Source organism: Pseudomonas sp. COR18 (assembly GCF_048568395.1).
GTDB lineage: Bacteria > Pseudomonadota > Gammaproteobacteria > Pseudomonadales > Pseudomonadaceae > Aquipseudomonas > Aquipseudomonas fuscovaginae_B.
Genome location: NZ_CP183808.1, coordinates 4979600 through 5003124 on the forward strand (window position 1 = coordinate 4979600; position 23525 = coordinate 5003124).

Here is a 23525-nt window from a genome sequence, read left to right on the forward strand (position 1 = left end):
CGCGGGCCTGGTTCATGAGCGGGGGTCGAAGGCATCACGCAGCGCCTCGCCGATAAAGACCAGCAGCGAGAGAATCAGCGCCAGGGTGAAAAAGGCGGTGAATCCCAGCCACGGGGCTTGCAGGTTCTGTTTGCCCTGGCCGATCAGTTCGCCCAGCGAGGCGCTGCCGGCGGGCATGCCGAAGCCGAGGAAGTCCAGGGCGGTGAGGGTCGAGATGGCGCCGGTGAGAATGAACGGCAGGTAGCTCAGGGTCGCGTTCATGGCGTTGGGCAGGATGTGCCGCAGGATGATCTTGCGGTCGTTCAGGCCGAGGGCGCGGGCGGCTTTGACGTACTCCAGGTTGCGCCCACGGAGGAACTCGGCGCGCACCACGTCGACCAGCGCCAGCCAGGAGAACAGCGCCATGATCCCCAGCAGCCACCAGAAGTTCGGCTCGACGAAGCCGGAGAGGATGATCAGCAGGTACAGCACCGGCAGCCCGGACCAGACCTCCAGCAGGCGCTGGCCGAGCAGGTCGACCCAGCCGCCGTAGTAGCCCTGCAGGGCGCCAGCGGCGATGCCGATCAGTGCGCTGATGGCGGTCAGGGCCAGGGCGAACAGGATCGACACCCGCGCGCCGAAGATCACCCGCGCCAGCACGTCGCGGGCCTGGTCGTCGGTGCCCAGCCAGTTCACCGTGGTCGGTGGGCTGGGCGCCGGCTTGTTGAGGTCGTAGTTGGGCGTGTCGGCGCTGAAGGGGATCGGCGGGAACAGCATCCAGCCGCCATCGCGGGTGATCAGCTGGCGCACGTAGTCACTGCGGTAGTCGGCCTGGAACGGCAGTTGGCCGCCGAACTCCTGTTCGGTGTAGCGCTTGAACACCGGGAAATACAGCGAGCCCTGGTAGCTGAGCACCAGCGGCTTGTCGTTGGCGATCAGTTCGCCGCCCAGGCTCAGTACGAACAGCGCGGCGAACAGCCACAACGACCACCAGCCGCGGCGGTTGGCCTTGAACCGGTCGAGCCGGCGCCGGCTCACGGGGGAAAGTCGCAGCATCAGGCGTTCCTCGCGGCGAAGTCGATACGCGGGTCGACCAGGGTATAGCAGAGGTCGCCGATCAGTTTTATCAGCAGGCCGAACAGGGTGAAGATGAACAGCGAGCCGAACACCACCGGGTAGTCGCGCGACACCGCCGCTTCGTAGCTCATGCGGCCGAGGCCGTCGAGGGAGAAGATCACCTCGATCAGCAGGGAACCGGCGAAGAACACGCTGATGAAGGCCTGGGGAATGCCCGAAACCACCAGCAGCATGGCGTTGCGAAACACATGGCCGTAGAGCACCCGGCGTTCGCTCAGGCCCTTGGCCCGGGCGGTGACCACGTACTGGCGGGTGATCTCGTTGAGAAACGAGTTCTTGGTCAGGATCGTCAGGGTGGCGAAACCGCCTATGACCAGCGAGGTCACCGGCAGCACCAGGTGCCAGAAGTAGTCGGCGATCTTGCCCAGCGTCGACAACTGGTCAAAGTTGTCCGAGACCAGGCCGCGCACCGGAAACCAGTTCAGCGAGGTGCCGCCGGCGAACAGTACGATCAGCAGCATGGCGAACAGGAACGCCGGCATGGCGTAGCCGAGGATGATCGCGGTGCTGCTCCAGATGTCGAAGCGGCTGCCATGCCGGACCGCCTTGCGGATGCCGAGGGGGATCGACACCAGGTAGGTGATCAGCGTGGCCCAGAGGCCGAGCGAGAGGGTCACCGGCATCTTCTCCAGGATCAGGTCGGTGACCTGGGCGCCACGGAAGAAGCTCTTGCCGAAGTCGAGGCGGGCGTAGCTCTTGAGCATCAGCCAGAAGCGCTCCGGTGCCGGCTTGTCGAAACCGTACTGGCGCTCGATATCGGCGATCAGCTTGGGGTCGAGGCCGCGGCTGGCGCGGGACGAACCGTGCAGCCCGTCACCACCGCCGGTGCCGACCGCACCCGCGCTGCCCAGGCCCTGCAGGCGGGCGATGGCCTGTTCCACCGGGCCACCGGGCGCGGCCTGGACGATCACGAAGTTGACCAGCAGGATGATCAGCAGCGTCGGGATGATCAGCAGCAGGCGCCGCAGGATGTAGGCCGGCATCAGCGGTGCCCTCCGTCATGGCCGCGCCTGATCAGTTCGGCGGTCATCTGTTCGTTGGTCAGCGGGGTCGGGCTGACTTCCCACCAGGTCTCGATGGCCGCGTCATTGCTGGCCTGTATCGTCGGAATACCAAAGCGGTTCCACCACACCGTGGAGATGCCCGGCGGGTAGTAGTTGGGAATCCAGTAGTAGTTCCACTGCAGCACCCGGTCCAGGGCATGGGCGTAGCTGAGCATCCGCTTCTGGGTATCGGCTTTCACCAGCCCGTTGATCAGGCTGTCCACGGCGGGGTTCCGCAGGGCCATGAAGTTGTTCGAGCCCGGGTCGGTGGCCGCCTTGGAGCCGAAGAAGTTGTACAGCTCGATGCCCGGCGAGGTGGTCACCGGGTAGCCGCTGACGATCATGTCGTAGTCGCGGTCCTTGAGGCGGTTGACGTACTGCGAGGGGTCGATGCGGCGGATGTCCATGCGGATGCCGATCTGCGCCAGGTTGCGCTTGTAGGGTAGCAGCAGGCGTTCCATACCGTTCTGGGCATTGAGGAAGGTGAAGCTCAGCGGCTCGCCCTGGGCGTTGACCAACTGATCCCCCTTGGGCTTCCAGCCGGCCTGCTCCAGCAGGGCCAGGGCCTGCAACTGCTTGTCCCGCAGGTTGCCGCTGGCGTCGGTTTTCGGTGCTTCGAAGACCTGGGTGAAGACCTCGTCGGGGATCTGTCCGCGCAGCGGTTCGAGAATCGCCAGCTCGGCCTCGTCCGGCAGCTCACGGGCCGCCAGTGGAGTGTTGGAAAAGAAGCTCTGCTGGCGCAAATACATGTTGCGCATCATCTGCCGGTTGCTCCACTCGAAGTCCCAGAGCATGGCCAGGGCCTGGCGTACCCGGCGATCCTGGAATATCGGCTTCTGCAGATTGAACACGTAGCCCTGGGCCGTCTGTGGCGACTCCTGGGCCAGTTGCGCCTTCTGCAGTCGGCCGTCGCTCAGCGCCGGGCTGTCGTAGCCGATGGAGTAGGCGGTGGCGGAGAATTCGCGGTTGTAGTCGTAGGCACCGCCCCGCAGCACTTGGCGGGCCACGTCGGTGTCGCCGAAGTACTCGATGCTGAAGCGGTCGAAGTTGTACAGGCCGCGGCTGACCGGCAGGTCCTTGCCCCACCAGTCGGGGTTGCGGGTGAAGGTGATGCTGCGGCCGGAGTCTACCTTGCTCACCCGGTAGGGGCCGCTGCCCAGCGGGGCCTCGTAACCGCCGCCGTCGGCGAAGTCGCGGGTTTTCCACCAGTGTTCCGGCAGCACCGGCAGGGTGGCGATATCCAGCGGCAGCGAGCGGTTCTCGGTGTTCCTGAAATCGAAGCGGACCTGGGTCGGCGATTCGACCACCACGTCCTTGATGCCTTCGAACTGCATGCGGTAGCTCAGGCTGCCCTGGGTCATCAGCAGGTTGAAGGTGTAGCGCACGTCCTCGGCGGTGATGGGCGTGTTGTCGGCGAAGCGGGCCTTGGGGTTGAGGAAGAAGCGCAGCGACAGGCCGTCATCGGAGCGCTCCATCTTCTGTGCGACCAGGCCGTAGACGGTGTAGGGCTCGTCGAGGGAGCGCACCGCCAGCGGTGAATAGATATAGCCGTCGATCTGCGAGACGCCGATGCCCTTATCGATGTAAGGCAGCACATGGTCGAACTGGCCGATCTCGATGGCCGAGCGCTTGAGGCTGCCGCCCTTGGGGGCGTCGGGGTTGGCGTAGTCGAAGTGGCTGAAACTGGCCGGGTACTTGGGCGGCTCGCCGTAGACCGTCAGGGCGTGTTGCGCGGGAGCGGCGTGGGCGACGCTGGCGAACAGGGCCAGGGTGCCGAATGTCAGGGAGAGAACCAGTCGCATCGTCAGCCTTGAGGACGGTGTGAAAGTGGGGTGGCAAGCGATCTCGCGTTTCCCCCGGTGGCGGGTGGCCCCGCCACGGGAGAGGCGCTGCCATGGGAACCGCCCTGGCGGGCAGCCCCGGGCAGAGCGATCAGTCCTGGCGGCTGGTGACTTCCAGCAGGTGGTAGCCGAACTGGGTTTTCACCGGGCCTTGCACGGTGTTGATCGGCGCGCTGAACACTACGGTGTCGAATTCCTTGACCATCTGGCCCGGGCCGAAGGAGCCCAGGTTGCCGCCGTCACGGCTGGAAGGGCAGGTGGAGTTGGCCTTGGCGATCTCGGCGAAGTCGGCGCCGCCTTCGATCTGGGCCTTGAGTTCGTTGCACTTGGCTTCAGTGGCAACCAGGATGTGGCGGGCAGTGGCTCGGGCCATGGTGAGGTACTCCTTTGGGTAAAATGTTGAGCCTACCGGATTCAGGCGGCTTTTTCCCGGCAAAGTTCCTCGACGGTGGCCCGGCTTGCCCGCGAACGGGGCCTGTCAGGCACTCACCGCCTTGCAGGACGCCTGCTCCCGCAACCGCTGCGCCGCGCTACGCAGCAACTGCTCGGTCGCTTCCCAGCCCAGGCAACCATCGGTGATCGACACACCGTACTTGAGGGACGGGCTCAACGGCTGGCAGCCCTCGAACAGATGGCTCTCCAGCATCATGCCGATCAGCGAACGGTCACCCTGCAGACGCTGCTCCAGCACCTCGGCGAACACCGCCGGCTGGCGCAGCGGGTCCTTGCCACTGTTGGCATGGCTGCAATCGACCATCATCCGGCTCGCAATGCCCTGCTTCTCCAGGCCCGCCCGGGCCAGGGCGATGCTGCGGGCATCGTAGTTCGGGCCACGATGGCCGCCGCGCAACACCAGGTGGGTGTCGGGGTTGCCCGCGGTCTGGATGATCGCCGGGTGCCCCTGGCTGTCGACCCCGAAATGCCGGTGCGGGTGCGCCGCCGAACGCATGGCATCGCTGGCGATGCCGACACCGCCGTCGGTGCCATTCTTGAATCCCACGGGCATCGGTAGGCCGCTGGCCATTTCCCGATGGATTTGCGACTCGGTGGTCCGTGCGCCGATCGCGACCCAGCTCAGCAGGTCGTCGAAGTAGCTGGCCGCCATGGGCTGCAGCAATTCGGTGGCGATCGGTAGGCCCATGCGCAGCATCTCGCGCATCAGTTCGCGGGACAGCGCCAGGCCGCCGGCCATGTCGTCGCTGCCATCCAGGTGCGGGTCGTAGGCCAGGCCTTTCCAACCGACCGTGGTGCGCGGCTTTTCGACATAGGCGCGCATGACCAGCAGCATCTGGTCGCTGACGTCGTTCGCCAGGCTCGCCAGGTGGCCGGCGTATTCGAGGGCCGATTGCGGGTCGTGGATCGAGCAGGGGCCGACGATCATCAGCAGGCGCGGGTCCTCACCGTCAAGGATGGCGCGTATGGCCTGGCGATGGCGGGCGACCTGGTCGCTGAGTGTGGTGTTGAGGGGCAGGTGCTGCTTGAGTTGCAGGGCCGTCGGCAGGCGCTGGGTCAGCGGCTCGTTGGCGGACGACAGGCTGGACAGTGGCAAGGCGCAGAGAGACGAATTCATGTTCGGGGTTCCTTGGGCAGGCGGCGGGTCTTCCCGCGCGCGGCCCTATTGCGGTGTTCGACAATCAGCCGGATGGGCTGCGAGTGTGTGCTTGCCACCTGTGAGTGACCGTTCGGAGGCGGCGTGCTGTCCCGAGCGGAGGTTGGTAAATCGCCAGGCGGTGGTGAGTTCGTAGCGGTAATAGGTGGCGTAGTTCATGTCGGTATTCCTCGAATCGAAATGTCTGTTGAAACGGTTTGCGTAAAACTGAAGCCCTGGAAAAACAAAACCCCCGGTCGGGAGGCCGACCGGGGGTTGTTGATTCTCTGGTAGGCGACCCCTTGAGTAGTGGGCGCCGGTTGGGTATCAGGCGCGCCAGTGGCTAAACCAGTACCCAAAATAAAAGCCTGCGGATGCGCCGGCGGTTTTCACCCAGGCAGCCGCTGGCGAGCGCAGGGCGCTGGCAGTCTGGCAAGGCATGGAATGAAGGGTGGGCATGGCGCGTCTCCGATGGAATGCCCCGAGCTTACTAGAGCCATGGGACGCTGTTCAATCAGAAATTTCTATGGATCGCGCCCTGTAGTCGCTATGGCTTAAACAAATTAAACGTTTTATGACAAACTCACCGGACATTTCCTACTCGATCATCAGGCATGCCCATGACCGTCCTGACCATTGCCGCCGCTCAGTCCTGCTCTCTAGCCGGTGATCTGCAGGGCAACCTCCAGCGGCACCTGCGCTTCATGCAGCAGGCGGCGGAGCGGGGCGTGCAACTGCTGGTATTTCCCGAACTGTCGCTGACCGGCTATGAGCCGAGCCTGGCGGCGGCACTGGCGATCACCCCGGATGCCGAGGTATTGCAACCCTTGTCCGATCTGGCGCGCGAGCTGCGACTGGTGACCGTGGTCGGCCTGCCGATTCGCCGGTCTCCCGCCGACCCGCTGCTGATCGGCGCGCTGACTTTCAACGCCGAGGGCTCCCGGCAGCTCTACAGCAAACAGCATCTGCACGAAGGCGAGGAGCAGGTGTTTAGCCCGGGGGCGGGCGGCGCTGCCTTGGCCCTCGGCGCCGACACTGTCGCTCTGTCGGTTTGTGCTGACTTTTCCCACGCCAGCCATGCCCTCCAGGCCGCCCGATCTGGCGCTAACCTGTATGCATCAGGCGTGCTGATCAGCGAGAACGGTTACCCCGCCGACAGTGCGTTGCTCCAGGGGTATGCCCGTGAGTACGACATGGCCGTGCTGATGGCCAACCACGGTGGGACCACCGGCGGCTGGGCGGCGGCGGGGCGCAGTGCGATCTGGGCGGCAGGCGGGCGTCGGGTAGCGGCTGCCGCGGGGATGGGTGATGTGCTGGTGATCGGTCGACGTGTCGACGGCACGTGGCAGGGCGAGGTGGTTGAAGTGGAGGGGCTGTGACCCGGGATTGGCGTTTTCGCCCGGCTACCGAGGCGGACCTGGCATTCGCCCGGACGCTGACGCGCAGGAACATGATGGCCTACTACTGCGAGTACGATCTGCTCTGGCAGGAGGAAGCCTTCGATATCGCCTGGGCCGGGCGGCAGAACGCCCTGTTGTGCGAAGGGGAGCAGGTGCTGGGTTTCGTCAGCTTCAGTCGGGACGCCAGGGCGCTGTATATCCGCGAGTTGCAACTGATCGAAGCGGGGCGTGGGCGAGGCTTGGGCGGCTGGCTGATCGTCCAGGCGCGTGATATCGCCTTCAGGGAAGGGCGGCCGGAGGTGCGCTTGACCGTATTCAAGAGCAATCCCGCCAGGCGGCTTTACGAGCGTATGGGGCTGGAGGTCGTAGGGGAGGACGAGTGCTTCTTTCGCATGAGTGTCGGGGCTGTGAAGTCGAGCGGTGGAATCGGCTGATAGTATTTTCGGATTGAGCTTACTCCTCGATATTTCGAGGCGCATACTGGACTCAAACGCGGGGGCCTATTCCTCGCTCCGATCGTTGTCGTCGAGGATGATTCCGTCCTTCATGCCCAGCAGGACCGCCACCTTATGGGCTTCCCCGCGGCGTCCCTTTTTGCGCCCGGCGAGCACTTGATAGGTGGTTGCCGGGTCGACGCCATGCTCGCGTGCAAACTCCTGAACCGATTTTCCTTGATGTTCCAGCCAAGCCTTGGCTTGTGCAGCGGTGCGAATACCGGGCATAGTTCAAAACCGTTCAATTTTGTTTAATTTTGTTGAATTCACCCCCTTTAAGGGTGCCTGACTTGGGATGTTACATCCAAATGAGTGGAATTGGTTCCCGGTTACGACAAGAGAGGGAGCGACTTGGATTGTCGCAGAAGGCTTTTGGCGAAATCGGTGGCGTTGAAGCCAACGCCCAGGGCAAATACGAGAGCGGCGATCGCGCGCCGAAGGCCGACTACCTGTCGCGGGTGGCCGAGCGTGGCGTCGATGTGCTGTATGTCCTGACCGGCAACCGGACGCCGACGCTGATCGACAATCTCAGCTCCAGCGAAGAGAAGGTGCTGGGCAGCTACCGCAGCCTGCGCAAGGCTGACCAGGAGGCGATCAGCCAACTGACCACGACGCTGGCCGAAGCGGTCGGCTCCTACGGTGCCAAGGGTCGCAGGGACCCGCAAGACCGCTGAGAAGCGGTCCTCCCCCCCATCGACGTCACAGGCGCCCAGAGCGCAATGACACTCTTATGTGACGCTTGCCGCTAGGTCTGGCCGCCGGTTTTTTGCTAAGGTGGTCAATAATCTGATAAGACCATATTCGCGAGGTGTCTGCTTGATTAGGGTGCTAGTTGTCGATGACCATGATCTTGTGCGTACAGGCATTACCCGGATGCTTGCCGACATCGATGGCCTGCAGGTTGTGGGACAGGCGGAGTCGGGAGAGCAGGCCCTGCTGAAAACGCGGGAGCTCAAGCCGGATGTCGTGCTGATGGACGTCAAGATGCCGGGTATCGGCGGCCTTGAAGCAACGCGCAAATTGCTGCGTAGCCACCCTGATATCAAGGTCGTGGCGGTCACCGTGTGCGAGGAGGATCCGTTCCCGACGCGGTTGATGCAGGCCGGGGCCTCGGGCTACCTGACCAAGGGCGCGGGGCTGGCGGAAATGGTCCAGGCGATTCGCCTGGTGTTCGCCGGGCAGCGTTACATCAGCCCGCAGATCGCCCAGCAGATGGCGCTCAAGTCGTTCCAGCCGGCCAGCGAATCGCCGTTCGATGCCTTGTCCGAACGGGAAATCCAGATCGCCCTGATGATCGTCGGCTGCCAGAAGGTGCAGATCATTTCCGACAAGCTGTGTCTGTCACCGAAAACCGTCAATACCTACCGTTACCGGATCTTCGAGAAGCTGTCGGTCAGCAGTGATGTCGAGTTGACGCTTCTGGCCGTGCGCCATGGCATGGTCGATGCCGGCTGACAATGACTGAACCGTTCGATTCCAGCGCTTTTCTTTCTACCTGCAGTGGCCGTCCCGGTGTGTATCGCATGTTCGACAGCGATGCACGCCTGCTGTACGTGGGCAAGGCCAAGAACCTGAAGAATCGCCTCGCCAGCTATTTCCGCAAGACCGGCCTCGCGCCGAAGACCGCCGCCCTGGTGGCGCGTATCGCCCAGGTCGAGACCACCATCACCGCCAACGAAACCGAGGCGTTGTTGCTGGAGCAGACGCTGATCAAGGAGTGGCGCCCGCCCTACAACATCCTGCTGCGCGACGATAAGTCCTACCCCTATGTCTTCCTCTCGGACGGGGACTATCCGCGCCTGAGCATTCACCGTGGGGCGAAGAAGCTCAAGGGCAAGTATTTCGGGCCGTATCCGAGCGCCGGGGCGATTCGCGAGAGCCTGGCGCTGTTGCAGAAAACCTTCCATGTGCGCCAGTGCGAGGACAGTTACTACAAGAACCGCACCCGGCCATGCCTGCAGTACCAGATCAAGCGCTGCAAGGCGCCCTGTGTCGGCTTGGTCGAGCCCCGGGAATACGCCGAGGATGTCCGCCATTCGGTGATGTTCCTCGAAGGGCGCAGCAATGCCCTGAGCGATGAGCTCAATGCCGGCATGGAACAGGCGGCCAGCACCCTCGACTTCGAGAAGGCGGCTGAGCTGCGCGATCAGATCGCGCTGCTGCGCCGTGTGCAGGACCAGCAGAGCATGGAAGGCGGCAATGGCGACGTCGATGTCATCGCCGCCTTCGTCAACCCGGGCGGTGCCTGCGTGCACCTGATCAGCGTGCGGGGCGGGCGGGTCCTGGGCAGCAAGAACTTCTTTCCGCAGGTGGGCATCGATGAGGACGTTTCCGAAGTCATGGCAGCCTTCCTCGGCCAGTACTTCATCAGCAGCCCCGAGCGCGACCTGCCCAGTGAACTGATCGTCAACGTGGTCCACGATGACTTCCCGACTCTGGTCGCCGCCATCGAGGAACTGCGCGGCCGCGAGTTGAGCATCAGTCACCGGGTACGGGGTACCCGGGCGCGCTGGCAACAACTGGCGGTGACCAACGCCGAACAGGCCCTGACCGCCCGCTTGGCCAACCGCCAGCATGTGGCGGCACGCTTCGACGCGCTGGCCGAGGTGCTGGATCTGGACGAGCCACCGCAGCGCCTGGAGTGCTACGACATCAGCCATTCCAGCGGCGAATCGACGGTGGCGTCCTGCGTGGTGTTCGGCCCGGAGGGGCCGATTAAATCCGACTACCGCCGCTATAATATCGAGGGTGTCACGGCCGGCGACGACTACGCGGCCATGCACCAGGCGCTGACCCGCCGTTTCAGCCGGCTGAAGGAGGGCGAGGGCAAGTTGCCGGATATCCTCCTGGTGGACGGTGGCAAGGGGCAATTGTCCATGGCTCGCGACGTACTCAACGAACTGGCGGTGCCGGACCTGATCCTGCTCGGCGTCGCCAAGGGCGCGACGCGCAAGGCCGGTTTCGAGACCCTGTATCTCAACGATGCGGCCCACGAATTCACCCTCAAGGGCGATTCGCCGGCGCTGCACCTGATCCAGCAGATCCGCGACGAGGCCCACCGTTTCGCTATCACCGGCCACCGTGCGCGCCGCGGCAAGACCCGGCGGACCTCGACCCTGGAAGGGGTGGCCGGCGTCGGGCCGAAACGCCGGCGTGAGTTGCTCAAGCATTTCGGTGGATTGCAGGAACTGTCCCGGGCCAGCATCGATGAGATCGCCAAGGCGCCGGGGATCAGCAAAAAGCTCGCAGAGTTGATTTATGCCAGTCTGCACAGCGAGTAGAATGCCCTTTCACTTCGTAGCCAGTTGTGCCGATGAATATCCCTAATCTGATCACCGTTCTGCGCGTTGTACTTATCCCGATCTTCATTCTGTTGTTTTACCTGCCGTACCAGTGGAGTTACCTGGCGGCCAGTTCGGTTTTCGCCTTTGCCGCGGCAACGGACTGGCTCGATGGCTACCTGGCACGACGCCTGGAACAGAGCACGCCATTCGGTGCCTTCCTGGACCCGGTGGCCGACAAACTGATGGTGGCGGTGGCCCTGGTCCTGCTGGTGCAGGAGCACGCCAACTTCTGGCTGACCTTTCCGGCGGTGGTGATCATCGGACGTGAGATCGTGGTGTCGGCCCTGCGCGAGTGGATGGCCGAGATCGGTGCGCGCGCACAGGTCGCGGTTTCGAAAATGGGCAAATGGAAAACCGCCGCTCAGATGCTGGCGCTGGTGATCCTGCTGGCCAACCCCTCGGCCCTCAGCTTCTGGGTCGTGGTCGGCTATGCGCTGTTGATGGTCGCTGCGGGCCTGACCCTGTGGTCGATGGTGCAGTATCTGCGGGCCGCCTGGCCGCACCTGCGGATCAATGGTGAAAATAAATAAAACTTTTTTGAATCAAGGGGTTGACGTGGTGCGTAGATTCTATAGAATGCGCATCACCAAGACGACGCGGGAATAGCTCAGTTGGTAGAGCACGACCTTGCCAAGGTCGGGGTCGCGAGTTCGAGTCTCGTTTCCCGCTCCAAATCAAGCTTCAAAGCTCAGCAGGGCTTTGTAAGCGAAAGAAAAAAGGCCCTTCGGGGCCTTTTTTCGTTTCGGTGCCTTTCTTGAATTCTCTGCGCTCCACGCCCAACCACTAAGGCCATTGATGGCTTCGAGCATGACGCAACCTCATTGTCATTATGACTGGGTGTGCGGGCACACACGGCCGCACGCAGCCGTGTCGTGGTGAAAGCCGGTGATCTGGGTCAGGCGCGGTCTTGCAATGCCTTGATGTGCTGCCACATCAGCGCCGGGTTGGAATACATCGGGAAGTGTCCACAATCGGGGATGCAAGCCAGCTGCACCCCTTGGGCCGCGATGTCGTCCAGATAGGAAAGGTGGGAGTTGGTGACGCCGTACATGTACTGGCGCGGGAAAGGCAGCGCCAGGAATTTCTCCATCAGACCGCCGTTATCCGACAGCTCGACCATGGACTCGAAGATGCCGCGGACCGCCCCGGTGCGCACTTTGTGCGCCAGGCTAGCGGCATACAGCGCGCTGGCAGGATCGGCGGCAAGTCGGGTGCGCTCGATGAAGTCGCGGAAGAAGCGCGCATCATCCTCGCGTTTGTGATCGTGGATCTGTCGGCTGAGGAAGCAATCCTCGGGCGCGATGTTGCCCTCGATGTCGACGAAACTCAGCACCCGCTCTGGCGCCGCATCAGCGAGCATCAGCCCGGTCAAGCCCCCCATGGAGTGACCGACCAGATGGAATTTGTCGACGCCGAAGTGTGCAAGTACGGTCTGGGCAGTCTTCACCAGCAAGGGGATGTTGATGCGGGAGAGATCGCTGCATTCGGTTTCGCCGCAACCAGGCGCATCGTAGGCAATGAAGGAGTGACCTTCGAATGCGGGCTGCAGCGTGATGTCGGCATAGTCTTCTTTGGTCGAACCGAACCCATGCAGGAAGAGGATGGGTGTTTTGGAACCGGATCGATGGATCACTGCCAGATCCAGCAACACGCCGTCGATGTTCAACGGCAATTTCTCGTGAGTGAAGCGAGCAGGGTTTGCCACGGTGGGAACTCCTTTTACAGAGACCTCAATGTCGGTCCAGTCCCGCCTTTTGTAAAATACGAAGCCGCGAACCCAGTCATATGCCCAGCCTATGATGCAAAGATCCGTTTGGCCTGATCGATCATCGCCTCCACCAGCGGGTTACTGTTGACGCCCTGCCATGCCATGGCGGTGGTGACGACCTTCACTTCCGGCTGCAACGGCCGCACCAGTACATTTTCCGGCGCCAGTTTGTCCATGGACGTCGGCACCAAGGCGATGCCCTGGCCACAACTGACGAACGCCACCTGCGATGAGACCGAGCGGACCTGATGCACGATACGCGGTGCGAAGCCGCTGGCTTTGCATAGCCCCACCAGATAATCGAAATACACAGGGCTTACGTCTCGTGAGGCCATCACCAGCGTTTCATCGGCAAGCGTCTTCAGATCGATCGTTTCCCTGGCGGCCAGAGGGTGTTCCTTGGGCATCGCCACTGCCAGGCGGTCCTCTGACAGAGGCATCGACTGCAGGTGCCGGCCGAGGCTGCCTTCGAGGCGCGCAAACGCGATGTCGATATCGCCGGCCTCCAGCGCCGGAATCGCCTCCGCGCTGTCGATTTCTCGAACCGAAACCGTGATCAACGGGTGGTCCTGCTTGAAGCGCTCGATCAGCCGGGGCAGCACATCGATCATTGCCGATGTGATCGCCCCGATGGTCAGCACACCGGCGTGACCGGTTACGGCCTCGCGGACCGCCAGCTCCAGACGCTCCAACTGATCCGCGAACTTTCGGACTGCGGGCAGGATCGCGGTCCCGGCAGCGGTCAGTTGAGCGCCACGGCGAGACCGGGTGAACAATTGAACACGCAGGGACTGTTCGAGCGCCTGGATTTGCTCGGTCAAGGGGGCTGTGACATGCCCAGTCGCTTGGCTGCGCGGCTGAAGTTCTGGTCCTCAGCAACTGCCAGGAACAGCCAGAGGTGGCGTATCAGGCGAAAGTTTATCACAGCGATATTCCATAGGTTCTTAGTATGGATAGCTTAGCTTCTTCGTAATATACGTATCAAATTTTGCCGCAGATACTCAAGCTTCACCCACAAGAGGTCTGCAATCCATGAGTTTGAAAGCCCCGCTTGAGCGCCTGGCTGCGCTCGATACCAACACGGTGTCGGACGCGCTGGACTTCCTCCAGCTTCCTGGCGCCACCAACGGCCTGATGCCGCTCTGGAACTGCCCGAAGATTGCTGGCCGCGCCAGCACTGTGCTGTTGGGGCCAAAGCAGGACGCGGCGCCCACCGTTCACCTGATTACCCCGGTCGTGGAGCAGATCAGCACCGATGACCGTGTGCTGGTGATCGCCGGTGGCGTCGACGGTATCTCCAGCTGGGGCGACATCCTGGCCAACGCAGCCCAGCGCAAAGGCATCCGTGGCTCGATCATCGATGGCTTCAGTCGCGACATCCGCGGCAGCGCCGATATCGGCTACCCGGTTTTCGGCCGTGGCGTAACCATGATCAGCGCACGTAACCGGCTCATCCAGATCGACGCGGCCGTGAAAGTTCGCATGGCCGGCGTTGAGGTTGAGGAGGGCGACTACGTGATCGCCGATGAATGCGGCACCGTTTTTGTTCCAGCCAGCGTTATCGAGAAAGTGCTCGATCTGGCCGAGCGTATCGATCGCCGCCAGGCCGGAATGGTCGACGCCGTGCGTGCCGGCCGCTCCGTCGAGGAAGTGATGCACGACAGCCAATTCGAAGCCATCAAGGTGGAGCACTGATATGAGCCTTTGCGATAAAGATCTCGTTGCTTTGTTCGAAGGTCTGGATACCCCAGGTGTGTCCGATGCGATGGACAAGCTGGGTCTTCCAGGCCAGGCCTTTGGTATCGCGCCACTGGCCGACTACAGCCAGGTTGTGGTCGGGCCGGCCTTCACCGTTCAGTACGTCAGTGCGAGTACACCGCCTGGTACTGTAGGTGACTTCATTGATGAAGTAGCACCTGGTGACGTTGTGGTCATTGCCAACGACGGCCGCACCGATTGCACGGTGTGGGGCGACATCATGACCCAGTACGCCTTGGCCCGCGGTATCGCCGGCACGGTCATAGACGGTGTCTGCCGCGATGTGAACAAGGCACTGGGCGAAGGCTACCCGCTGTTCAGCAAAGGCCGCTTCATGCGTACCGGCAAGGACCGCGTGGAAGTCGTGGCCGTCAACCAGCCGGTATCGGTTGGCCAAGCGCGGGTTTGTGCCCGCGATATCGTTGTCGCTGACGCCAATGGTGTCGTTATCGTGCCGCGCGGTCGTGCTCAAGAAGTCGCCGAAACGGCTCGTCGCATCGAACACGTCGAAGCGCAGATCCGCGAACAGATCGCCACTGGCAAGAGCCTCAAAGAAGCCCGTGCCGCCCTCGGTTACCACTCCCTGCAGAGCAAACAACCATGAGCCTGCCACACGATTTTCAGAACATTGCCAAGGTCCTCGGCAGTTCTACCCTGTACGAGGCTTCCGGGCTGCCGTGCGCCGTGGACCGTGAGATTCGAGCTGTCTGGAAAGGCGCATTCATCGCCGCACCGGCGTACCCGCTGCAATGCTCGCCAGGTGACAACCTGGGCCTGCACCTGGCTGTGGCGAAAGCGCCGCGCGGTAGCGTTCTGGTCTGTGATACTGCCGACTTCGTCGCCGGCTACTGGGGTGAAGTGCTCACTGTCGCGGCAGAGGCCGCAGGCATTGTCGGGCTGGTGATCAACGGTGGCGTGCGCGATATCGCCGCGCTTGAAGCCCGTGGCTTCCCGGTGTTTGCCCGGGGCATCTCGGTCAAAGGTACCGTCAAGGCGACCACGCCTTCGGTAGGCAGGTCGTTCGACTTCAGCGGTGCGCAAGTCAGCGTCGGCGATCTGGTAGTCGCGGACGAGGACGGCGTCATCATCATCCCGGTCGATGCCGTTGAACGCACCCTACGCGAAGGCCAGAAGCGCGCCGACAAAGAGGCCGTGTTCATGGCCAAGCTGCGCGAGGGTCAAACCACCATGGACCTGATGGGCCTTTCCCTTCCGGAGGAGCACGCGTGAGCCTGAAAACGTTGAACCGTCGCCTGGAGGCTGCCAAGCCTTCGGCGACCTACAAGATCATCGACCGCGTCGCCGCGCGCCGCGCAGAAGGCGCTAAGATCATTTCGCTCTGTGCGGGTGAGCCTGACTTCGATACACCGGAGCACATCCGTGCTGCGGCTATCAGCGCGATCAACCATGGTCACACCCGCTACACCCAGGTGGCTGGCCTACGCGCACTGCGGGAAGCCATCGCGCGCAAATACGAGCGTGAAAATGGTCTGGACGTCAGTTGGCAGGACACGCTGGTGTGCAGCGGTGGCAAGCAGGTCATCTTCAATGCCTTGGCTGCGACCCTGAACGAAGGCGACGAAGTAGTGATTCCTGCGCCGTACTGGGTCAGCTATCCAGAAATGGTCGAGCTGTGTGGTGGCGAGTCGCGGATTGTTGCCTGTGGCGCCGAGTCGAGCTTCAAGCTCACCCCGCAAGCGTTGGCCGAAGCCATCGGGCCGAAAACCCGCTGGCTGATCCTGAACTCGCCGTCCAACCCCACGGGCGCCGTTTACGACCGCGACGAGCTGTTGGCGCTGGCTGAGGTGTTGCTGGCCTATCCGCAGATACTGATTCTGGCGGACGACATCTATGAGCACCTGATCTTCGACGACCGTGAGTTCCTCACGCTTGCCCAGGTCGAGCCACGACTGGCTGCACGAACACTGACCATGAACGGCGTGTCGAAAGCCTACGCCATGACCGGCTGGCGTATCGGGTTCGCCACGGGCCCTCGCTGGCTGCTCGAAGCCATGGAAAAGCTTCAAGGTCAGCAGACCTCGGGCGCCTGTTCCGTCTCGCAGCACGCTGCCGTCGCTGCCCTGGACGGTCCGAAAGATTTCATCGCTCACAGCCGAAAGGTGTTCCAGCAGCGTCGGGATTTCATGGTCGACCTGCTGAACCAGGCGCCGGGTATCAGGTGCGGTGTCCCAGGCGGGGCCTTCTACGCCTTTGCTGACTGTTCCGGTCTGATCGGCAAGCGCTCGTCAGGCGGCAGTGATCTCGTTGACGACGAGGCAGTCGCTTTGGCGTTGCTTGAAGAAGCCAACGTGGCCGTCGTGCAAGGTAGCGCGTTTGGCCTTCCAGGCTACCTGCGTATTGCCTACGCGCTGGATGACAATTCGCTACGCGCGGCTTGCCAGGCGATTCAGCGCTTCTGCGAGGACGCACGATAGGCGCACCAGTGAACGGGTCAAGTGTAGTGGTTCAATTTCCCCAGACACCCGATAGGTGGAACATGCATCTTTCAGGGGGCCGGGGAAGTTGAACCACTGCAGATGGCTGGAGCCGGAGCGGGCGGTGTCTTATACGCTAGGCAGGGGCATTCGCCAGGGATGTTCCAGATCGTCGCACACATGTACGGGCGCATCGCTTATTGAGTAAGTTGCGGGGCGATGAGGTGGGGAAGGGGGCTGAGAGGTCAGAATCCCCACACACCGCTGTTGCGGCGTGTGGGGGTAAGTGTGGCGTGTATCAGTTGGCGTCGATCCAGATGGTCTTCAGCTCGGTGTACTGGTCGTGGGCCCACTGCGACTTGTCGCGACCACCGAAACCGGACTGCTTGTAGCCACCGAACGGCGTCGAGGCATCGCCTTCGCCGAAGCTGTTGACGGTGACGATACCGGCACGGATCTCCCGCGACAGGCGCAGCGCGTTGCGCAGGCTGCCGGTGTAGGCCGAGGCAGCCAGGCCGTAGATGGTGTCGTTGGCCAGCTCGATCGCCTGGTCGAGGGTTTTGAACGAGGTCACGCTCAAGACCGGGCCGAACACCTCTTCACGGAACAGGGCGTTGTCGGACGGCACGTTGTCGACCACGGTCGGCTCGACGAAGCCGTCGGCGGCCTTGCCACCGAAGATGATCGACAGCTTGTCGCCGGCGGCCTGCTCGATGTAGCTGCGCACTTTCTCGAAGTGCGATTTGCTGACCAGCGAACCCAGTCGATTGGCCGGGTCCAGCGGGTCGCCCAGGCTCCAGTCGCGCAGTTGCACGCCAATGCGCTCGAGCAGGGCGTCCTTGATGTCTTCGTGAACGATCAGGCGCGAGGAGGCCGAGCAGTTCTCGCCCATGTTCCAGAAGGCGCCGTTGACCACGTGACGGGCCACGCGGTCCAGGTCCTCGACATCGTCCATGACCACCGCCGGGTTCTTGCCACCCAGCTCCAGCACGATGCGCTTGAGGTTGGACTCGGCTGCGTACTGCAGGAACAGGCGACCGGTGTCGGTCGAGCCGGTGAAGCTGACCATGGTCACGTCGTCATGACGGCCCAGGGGCTCGCCGACTTCCTTGCCACCGCCAGGCACGACGTTGAACACGCCGGCCGGGATACCGGCCTGGTGCGCCAGTTCGGCCACGCGCAGGGCGGTCAGGGTGGTTTCCTTGGCCGGCTTGACCACGATCGAGCAACCGGCGGCCAGGGACGGGCCGATTTTCCAGGCCAGCATCAGCAGCGGGAAGTTCCACGGCAGCACCAGGCCGACCACGCCGATCGGCTCACGCACGACCAGGGTCAGGGCACCCGAACCGGTCGGTGCGGTGGCGTCGTAGATCTTGTCGATCAGCTCGGCGTGCCAGCGCAGGGTGTGGATGGTCTCCGGCACGTCGGTGGCCTGGCATTCGCCGACCGGCTTGCCGCTGTCCAGGCTTTCCAGCACGGCCAGCTCGTGGGCGTTGTCTTCCAGCAGTTGGGCGAAGCGCAGCAGCACGTGCTTGCGCTCACCCGGCGAGAGCAGGTGCCAGCGACCGTCGTCGAAGGCTTCCTTGGCCGCAGCCACGGCCAGGTCGACGTCGCGGCTGTCGCAGGCGGTGATCTTCGCCAGCAACTGGCCGGTGGCCGGGTTGAAGGTGTCGAAGGTCCGGCCGCCCAGGGCGTCGCGCAATTCCCCGCCGATGTAGGCCTGGGTCGGGAACTTCAGGTTGGCGGCAATCGCCGCGTATTCGTCTTTGCTCAGTACGTCGGTCATTTGCTCAGGCTCCCTTGATTGCGGCGACTTTGGCCTTGAGGGTTTTGATGATTTCCTGCAGGGCTGCTTGCTCCTGTTCGTCCAGGCCGCTCAGCGGTGCGCGCACGCCACCGGTGACCAGGCCGTTGAGGGCCACGCCGTGCTTGATCGACTGGACGAACTTGCCCCCTTCGAGGAAGTCCATCAGCGGCATCATCGCGGCCATGATCTGGCGACCCTTGGCGAAGTTGCCTTCCAGCACACAGGCTTCGTACAGGGCGATGTGTTCGGCCGGGATGAAGTTGGAACCGGCACAGACCCAGCTGCGCGCGCCCCAGGCGAAGAATTCCAGGGCCTGATCGTCCCAGCCGCAGGACAGGGCGATCTGTGGGTAGCGCTCGCCGAAGTGGTGGATGCGGGCGATGTCACCGGAGCTTTCCTTGATCGCGACGATGTTGCGGCTGCTGCTCACGGCTTCGAAGAACTCGGGGCCCATGTCGACGCTCATGCGGCCCGGGTAGTTGTAGAGCATGATCGGCAGGCCGGCGGCGCGGTCGACCGCCAGCACGTGGTTGGCGATTTCCTGCTGGGTCGGCAGCGCGTAGGGTGGCGAACCGACCAGGATGGCGTCGGCCTTGGCCGCCTTGGCGGCTTCGGCGTAGGCGACCGACTCCTCGGTGCGGATGGCGCCGGTACCGATCACCAGCGGGGTGCGGCCATTGATCACTTCGGCGGCCAGGCGGGTCAGGTCCAGGCGTTCCTGGATGCTGTGGGCGTAGTACTCGCCGGTTGAGCCGCCGATGATGATGCCGTGCACCTTCTGCTCGATCAGGTATTCCAGGACCTGGGCGAAGGCGCCGCTGTCGATGGAGCCGTCAGCGGCCAGGGGGGTGATCGCGGGGGTAAAGATACCGTCGAAGTTCATCATTGTTCTCCAGAGAATCAAGGGTGGGGGTGACGCCGCCAGCGAACGTGGTGCTGGCGGCGTCGGTACTACTCAGTTCATCAATGCAGTCAGTTCATCAAAGCGGTCAGTTCAGCGAAGCGGCCTGCTGCAGGTTCAGCGAGCGGGTTTCCGGGGCCAGGGCCCAGGAGAAGGCCAGGCCGACGAAAGTGACAATGGCGGCGGCGTACATGGTCTGTTCGATACCGATGCTGTCCAGGGCCGCCGGTACCAGCCAGGTGCCCACCGCGGCGCCGATGCGTGACAGCGAGGTGCCGACGCCCACGGCCTGGGCGCGGATCTCGGTCGGGAAGATTTCGTTCGGGTACACCAGTTGCAGCACCTGGGCACCGCCGATGAACAGCGCGTAGGCGCCGAACAGGGTGAGGATCACCAGGCCCGAAGCGTTGTGCGAGGCGCCCAGGGCGAGCAGGGCTAGGCCGGACCAGAAGAAGCTGTGGATCAGCATCCGCCGACGACCCAGGCTATTGATCAGGCGGGTGGCGACGATGCAGCCGACCACGAACAGCAGGGTGATCGCCACCGAGCCGACCGAGGCCAGGGTACCGTCCAGGTTGAGTGCGCGCAGCACTTGCGGGGCGAAGGCATACACGGCGAACACCGGGATGACCGAGCAGGTCCAGAACATGGTCACGAACAGCATGCGCTTGCCGTAGCCCGAGTGCAGCAGGCTGAGGATCGAGACTTTGCGCTCGGCCGGCTCCTCCGGCAGGTTGTCCAGCGAGTACGACGGACCGAACACCTGCTGGATGATCGCCTCGGCTTCCTGGGCGCGACCTTTCTTGAGCAGCCAGCGTGGCGACTCGGGCGTGCCCAGGCGTACCAGGAACAGCAGCGCGCCAATCACCGCGGCACTGGCCAGGACCAGGCGCCAGGCATCGGGGCCGGCGAAGTGGAGCAGAAGCTCGCCCACCAGGTAGGCGAAGGCGGCACCGGCGAACCAGAGGATGGTCAGCGTCGCCAGGCGTGGGCCGCGATACTTGCGCGGCAGGAATTCCACCAGCAGGGCGGTGGCGACCGGGTATTCGATGCCTATGGCGGCCCCCAGCAGCAGGCGGGCGATGAAGATCTCCTCGCCGGACTGGGCCCAGAGCTGGGCCAGCGAGCAGAGGATGAACAGGGTCGGGCCGACGAAGAAGATCCGCTGGCGGCCGAAGCGGTCGGTCAGCCAGCCGCCGACGAAACCGCCGAAGAAGATGCCGATCAGCGCCGAGGCGGCGATCAGGCCTTGCCAGAAGGCGTTCAGGCTCAGGGCGGCGGCCATGTGCACCATGGCCACGCCGACGATGCTCAGTACGTACCCGTCGACGAAGGAGCCGCCGCCGGAGCGGACGGTCAGGCGCTGGTGAAAGCGGTTGAGGGGGGCGTCTTCGATCGAGTGATGGTTGTTTTTCATATTGTCTCCACGTGTTGATCGTTCGCGGCTTCCGGCCTGATGCGGACGGGGCCGGGCCGCACCGCGACATCCGGGGAACGTCGCGGCAAATCGTTCAGGGGCCCGGCTGGAGCGGGCCCGGCTTTCAGCTCTCCGCGCCGGCGCGGTACTGACCCCAGCGCAGGTTCATGTTCACGCCCATCGACAGAAACGGTTGTGGCGGGTTGGCGCAAGGGCCCGGGGCCTTGAGCAGGAACCGGGTGAGTTCGTCTTCCTGGCCACTGAGCCAGTCGCCCAGCAGCTTGCCGGTGGCGGTGCCGCGGGTGACGCCCAGGCCGTTGCAACCCAGGGCGCCATAGACGTTGGGTGCCAGTTGGCCGAAGAAGCCGTTGTGGTTGCGGGTCATCGCCAGGGCGCCGCCCCAGGTGTATTCGAAATCCACGTTCGGCAGCATCGGGAAGCGCCGGGTGTAGGAGGCGCGGTGACGCTCGATGAAGCGCTCCAGGTAGCGCTCCCGGGCGCGGCCGTCGGGGTTGAAGCTGAAGCTGTTGCGGATCAGCAGGCGCTGGTCCGGGGTGCGGCGCACGGTGGTGCCGAACGGGTCGGCGGGGATGATGCCCCAGTACGGATCGCCGCCCAGGCGCGCCTGTTCTTCGTCGGTGAGCGGGCGGGTGATGCTGGCGTAGGTGAAGATCGGCAGCATGCGGCCCTTGAGGAAACCGAAGTGCATGCCGAACGCGTTGTTGGCCAGGACCAGGCGGTCGGCCTCGATGCTGCCGTTGGCATGCTTGAGGACGATGCGCGGGCTGTACTCGACCTCGAGGATCGGCGTGTGTTCATACAGGCTGACGTTGCCGGGCAGGGTGTCGGCCAGGCCCTTGACCAGGGCCGACGGCTGGATCAGCGCGGTGCCGGGGGTGAACAGCGCCTGGCGGTAGAAGCCGGTGCCGACCCGCTGGCGCAGGGCCTCGGCGCCGACCATCTCGCACGGTTCGCCGAGTTTCTCCAGGCCACGCCGGTAGGCGTCGAGCACGGCCATGCCGCGATCCTCGACGGCGGCCTGGTACTTGCCGCAGAAGGTTATCTGGCAGTCGATGCCGTAGGTGTCGACCAGTTGCTTGAGGTAGCGCTGGCCGGACAGGTTCAGCTTGAGCACGGTCCTGGCGGTGTCGATGTCGCCGATGTAGTCCTCGGCGCCGATATCGTGGGGCAGGTCGATGGCGAAACCGGCGTTACGCCCGGAGGGGCCGAAGCCGACCTCCTGCGCTTCCACCAGGATTACTTCATCATTCGGATGGCCCAGCGCCAACTGGCGGGCGGCGGCCAGGCCGGTGAACCCGGCACCGACCACCACCCAGCGCGCCTTGGAGTGGCCAGCATGCGCGGGACGGGCCTGGCGCTTCTGGCTGAGGTGATACCAACCGCAGGTCTTGTCGTCGGCTGGAAGGGAACTGATCTGTACCATGGGCACCGCTCTTTTGTTATTTGACATCACCCGTGGGCGACACGGATCGCCACGGAAAACTTGATGTATACATGTTGTATCCACAAATATGCGGCAGGTTGTCGCGGCTGTCGAGTGCCGTTGGGCATGCTCGTGAGCAAAGCGCTGCAAATGTCGTTGGCAGACGATGGGATGTCGCAGGCAAACTGGTCGACCTGGACGGCGTGCCGGGAAACCGGCTGAAGAGGGCAAGCACGTCTCGGAAATCGGTGTTTGTCGATTTCCGACAGATTCATACTTAAAATCGACTATTTTTCGTAGGACGAATGTTGGCTAAGTGATTGATTTAAAATGGAAAACTCTGAATCCATCTTGTGTTCGTTGTGTATACACAGTGAATTCAATGGATTGACCGCGCCCGAGTTGCGTGGGAGTCTGTTCTCAACCACGGTGCCATCACTGGCATCCAGAACACCGGAGGTCCCTGGTGAAAAGTGGCAAAACTGGGCTTTACGAAGACCTGAAGCGGCAGATCCTGACGATGGAGCTCGATCCTGATCAGGTTCTGGATGAGGTCACCTTGAGTGAGCGCTACGGTCTTTCTCGCACCCCGGTTCGAGAAGTGTTTCGGCGCCTGGAAGGTGAGGGCTACCTGGATATCCGCGAGAACCGTGGAACCCGGGTGATCCCGATGAACCATTCGACGCTGCGTAATTTTTTTCTGGTAGCACCGATGATCTACGCTGCCATTGGGCGCCTGGCGGTGCAGAACTTCACACCGGCGCAGTTGGAGGAGCTCAAACAGACCCAGCAGCGTTTTCGGCAGGCCTCGGTGGAAAGAAATCCCCTGGCTCTGGCGCTGGAGAACAACCGCTTTCACGAAATCATGGGTGAAATGGCCGGCAACCCGTACCTGAAGCCGAGCCTGTCACGGTTGTTGATCGATCACGCACGGATCGGCCACACGTTCTACCGGCCGCGTGATCAGGACATGGAGCAACGCCTGGATCTATCGGTGGAACACCACGACGAGTTCATCGATGCGATCGCCAGGCACGATGAAAACCGGGTGGTGGACCTGGTGTTCGAACACTGGGAGCTGTCGCGAGCGAACATGCAGCTGTTCATTGCCCCGCAGGCACTGAAGGCCGACTCGCTGGTGGAGGGCCCCTTGAGTTAAACGTTGGCGT

The 23525-nt window shown here is 63.2% G+C and carries 24 protein-coding genes, 1 tRNA gene and 1 pseudogene; 12 read left to right on the plus strand and 14 right to left on the minus strand.

Going from position 1 to position 23525, the window contains the following annotated elements:
- Positions 1–12: 12 nt before the first annotated feature.
- The 6 genes from ACM62G_RS22835 to ACM62G_RS22860 form a co-directional block, all read right to left on the minus strand.
- A complete protein-coding gene (locus tag ACM62G_RS22835) occupies positions 13–1035 on the minus strand; it encodes an ABC transporter permease (RefSeq protein WP_419735611.1) in 1023 nt (340 codons plus the stop codon).
- The gene (locus ACM62G_RS22840; protein ID WP_273826300.1) at positions 1035–2099 is read right to left on the minus strand and encodes a microcin C ABC transporter permease YejB; all 1065 of its coding nucleotides are present in this window, start codon (positions 2097–2099) and stop codon (positions 1035–1037) included. The genes ACM62G_RS22835 and ACM62G_RS22840 overlap by 1 nt, the downstream gene beginning before the upstream one ends.
- Positions 2099–3961 (minus strand): extracellular solute-binding protein, encoded by a 1863-nt coding sequence (locus tag ACM62G_RS22845; protein ID WP_419735612.1) that lies wholly within the window; start codon positions 3959–3961, stop codon positions 2099–2101. Before ACM62G_RS22845 ends, ACM62G_RS22840 begins: the two co-directional genes overlap by 1 nt.
- 130 nt (positions 3962–4091) lie before the next feature.
- Entirely contained in the window at positions 4092–4418 is a 327-nt protein-coding gene (locus ACM62G_RS22850) for a peptidylprolyl isomerase (protein ID WP_273826303.1), read from the minus strand.
- Between the two features lie 60 nt (positions 4419–4478).
- Positions 4479–5570, minus strand: coding sequence for a 3-deoxy-7-phosphoheptulonate synthase (locus tag ACM62G_RS22855; protein WP_419735613.1), 1092 nt, complete (start codon positions 5568–5570; stop codon positions 4479–4481).
- A gap of 45 nt (positions 5571–5615) precedes the next feature.
- Positions 5616–5768, minus strand: coding sequence for a hypothetical protein (locus ACM62G_RS22860; protein ID WP_192842763.1), 153 nt, complete (start codon positions 5766–5768; stop codon positions 5616–5618).
- A gap of 440 nt (positions 5769–6208) precedes the next feature.
- On the opposite strand from ACM62G_RS22860, the gene ACM62G_RS22865 reads away from it, so the two are divergent.
- On the plus strand, positions 6209–6967 hold the full coding sequence (locus tag ACM62G_RS22865; RefSeq protein ID WP_419735614.1) for a carbon-nitrogen hydrolase family protein: 759 nt from the start codon (positions 6209–6211) through the stop codon (positions 6965–6967).
- On the plus strand, positions 6964–7422 hold the full coding sequence (locus tag ACM62G_RS22870; RefSeq protein ID WP_419735615.1) for a GNAT family N-acetyltransferase: 459 nt from the start codon (positions 6964–6966) through the stop codon (positions 7420–7422). Before ACM62G_RS22865 ends, ACM62G_RS22870 begins: the two co-directional genes overlap by 4 nt.
- Positions 7423–7488: 66 nt before the next feature.
- On the opposite strand, the gene ACM62G_RS22875 is transcribed toward ACM62G_RS22870, so the two are convergent.
- Positions 7489–7710, minus strand: coding sequence for a DNA-binding protein (locus ACM62G_RS22875; protein ID WP_054060034.1), 222 nt, complete (start codon positions 7708–7710; stop codon positions 7489–7491).
- An 80-nt stretch (positions 7711–7790) separates the two neighbouring features.
- On the opposite strand from ACM62G_RS22875, the gene ACM62G_RS22880 reads away from it, so the two are divergent.
- From ACM62G_RS22880 to ACM62G_RS22900, 5 genes are all read left to right on the plus strand, one after another.
- Positions 7791–8156, plus strand: a complete 366-nt coding sequence (locus tag ACM62G_RS22880; protein WP_054060033.1) for a helix-turn-helix domain-containing protein — start codon at positions 7791–7793, stop codon at positions 8154–8156.
- 142 nt (positions 8157–8298) lie between these two features.
- Positions 8299–8937 carry a UvrY/SirA/GacA family response regulator transcription factor gene (gene uvrY, locus ACM62G_RS22885; RefSeq protein ID WP_010446530.1) on the plus strand — a complete coding sequence of 213 codons (639 nt, stop codon included), beginning with the start codon at positions 8299–8301 and terminating at the stop codon, positions 8935–8937.
- 2 nt (positions 8938–8939) lie between these two features.
- The gene (gene uvrC, locus ACM62G_RS22890; RefSeq protein ID WP_054060032.1) at positions 8940–10763 is read left to right on the plus strand and encodes an excinuclease ABC subunit UvrC; all 1824 of its coding nucleotides are present in this window, start codon (positions 8940–8942) and stop codon (positions 10761–10763) included.
- A gap of 32 nt (positions 10764–10795) precedes the next feature.
- Positions 10796–11356: a CDP-diacylglycerol--glycerol-3-phosphate 3-phosphatidyltransferase gene (gene pgsA, locus ACM62G_RS22895; protein ID WP_054060031.1), complete on the plus strand. Its 561-nt coding sequence runs from the start codon at positions 10796–10798 to the stop codon at positions 11354–11356.
- Between the two features lie 66 nt (positions 11357–11422).
- Positions 11423–11498: transfer RNA gene (locus ACM62G_RS22900), tRNA-Gly, on the plus strand.
- A gap of 2 nt (positions 11499–11500) precedes the next feature.
- Here ACM62G_RS22900 and ACM62G_RS22905 read toward each other — a convergent pair.
- The 3 genes and pseudogenes from ACM62G_RS22905 to ACM62G_RS22915 form a co-directional block, all read right to left on the minus strand.
- Positions 11501–11635, minus strand: a complete 135-nt coding sequence (locus ACM62G_RS22905) for a hypothetical protein (protein ID WP_419735616.1) — start codon at positions 11633–11635, stop codon at positions 11501–11503.
- A gap of 86 nt (positions 11636–11721) precedes the next feature.
- Positions 11722–12531 (minus strand): alpha/beta fold hydrolase, encoded by an 810-nt coding sequence (locus ACM62G_RS22910; RefSeq protein WP_419735617.1) that lies wholly within the window; start codon positions 12529–12531, stop codon positions 11722–11724.
- A gap of 89 nt (positions 12532–12620) precedes the next feature.
- Positions 12621–13519: pseudogene (locus ACM62G_RS22915) on the minus strand (LysR family transcriptional regulator).
- A gap of 107 nt (positions 13520–13626) precedes the next feature.
- Here ACM62G_RS22915 and ACM62G_RS22920 point away from each other — a divergent pair.
- The 4 genes from ACM62G_RS22920 to ACM62G_RS22935 are packed head-to-tail and all read left to right on the plus strand — an operon-like array spanning position 13627 to position 16787.
- Positions 13627–14289, plus strand: coding sequence for an RraA family protein (locus ACM62G_RS22920; RefSeq protein WP_419735618.1), 663 nt, complete (start codon positions 13627–13629; stop codon positions 14287–14289).
- Position 14290: 1 nt separating this feature from the next.
- Positions 14291–14956: an RraA family protein gene (locus ACM62G_RS22925; RefSeq protein WP_273826291.1), complete on the plus strand. Its 666-nt coding sequence runs from the start codon at positions 14291–14293 to the stop codon at positions 14954–14956.
- Positions 14953–15582, plus strand: a complete 630-nt coding sequence (locus ACM62G_RS22930; protein WP_419735619.1) for an RraA family protein — start codon at positions 14953–14955, stop codon at positions 15580–15582. The genes ACM62G_RS22925 and ACM62G_RS22930 overlap by 4 nt, the downstream gene beginning before the upstream one ends.
- Positions 15579–16787, plus strand: coding sequence for a pyridoxal phosphate-dependent aminotransferase (locus ACM62G_RS22935; protein ID WP_419735620.1), 1209 nt, complete (start codon positions 15579–15581; stop codon positions 16785–16787). The genes ACM62G_RS22930 and ACM62G_RS22935 overlap by 4 nt, the downstream gene beginning before the upstream one ends.
- Before the next feature lie 298 nt (positions 16788–17085).
- Here the strand turns inward: ACM62G_RS22935 and ACM62G_RS22940 are convergent, their stop codons facing one another.
- From ACM62G_RS22940 to ACM62G_RS22955, 4 genes are all read right to left on the minus strand, one after another.
- Positions 17086–18573, minus strand: a complete 1488-nt coding sequence (locus ACM62G_RS22940) for an aldehyde dehydrogenase (RefSeq protein ID WP_054060029.1) — start codon at positions 18571–18573, stop codon at positions 17086–17088.
- A gap of 4 nt (positions 18574–18577) precedes the next feature.
- Complete coding sequence (locus ACM62G_RS22945) at positions 18578–19477, minus strand: dihydrodipicolinate synthase family protein (protein ID WP_273826287.1); 900 nt, start codon at positions 19475–19477, stop codon at positions 18578–18580.
- Positions 19478–19583: 106 nt separating this feature from the next.
- Positions 19584–20912 carry an MFS transporter gene (locus tag ACM62G_RS22950; protein WP_419735621.1) on the minus strand — a complete coding sequence of 443 codons (1329 nt, stop codon included), beginning with the start codon at positions 20910–20912 and terminating at the stop codon, positions 19584–19586.
- 124 nt (positions 20913–21036) lie between these two features.
- Positions 21037–22356: an NAD(P)/FAD-dependent oxidoreductase gene (locus ACM62G_RS22955; protein WP_419735622.1), complete on the minus strand. Its 1320-nt coding sequence runs from the start codon at positions 22354–22356 to the stop codon at positions 21037–21039.
- A gap of 466 nt (positions 22357–22822) precedes the next feature.
- On the opposite strand from ACM62G_RS22955, the gene ACM62G_RS22960 reads away from it, so the two are divergent.
- Positions 22823–23515, plus strand: coding sequence for a GntR family transcriptional regulator (locus ACM62G_RS22960; protein ID WP_273826284.1), 693 nt, complete (start codon positions 22823–22825; stop codon positions 23513–23515).
- Positions 23516–23525 lie beyond the last annotated feature (10 nt).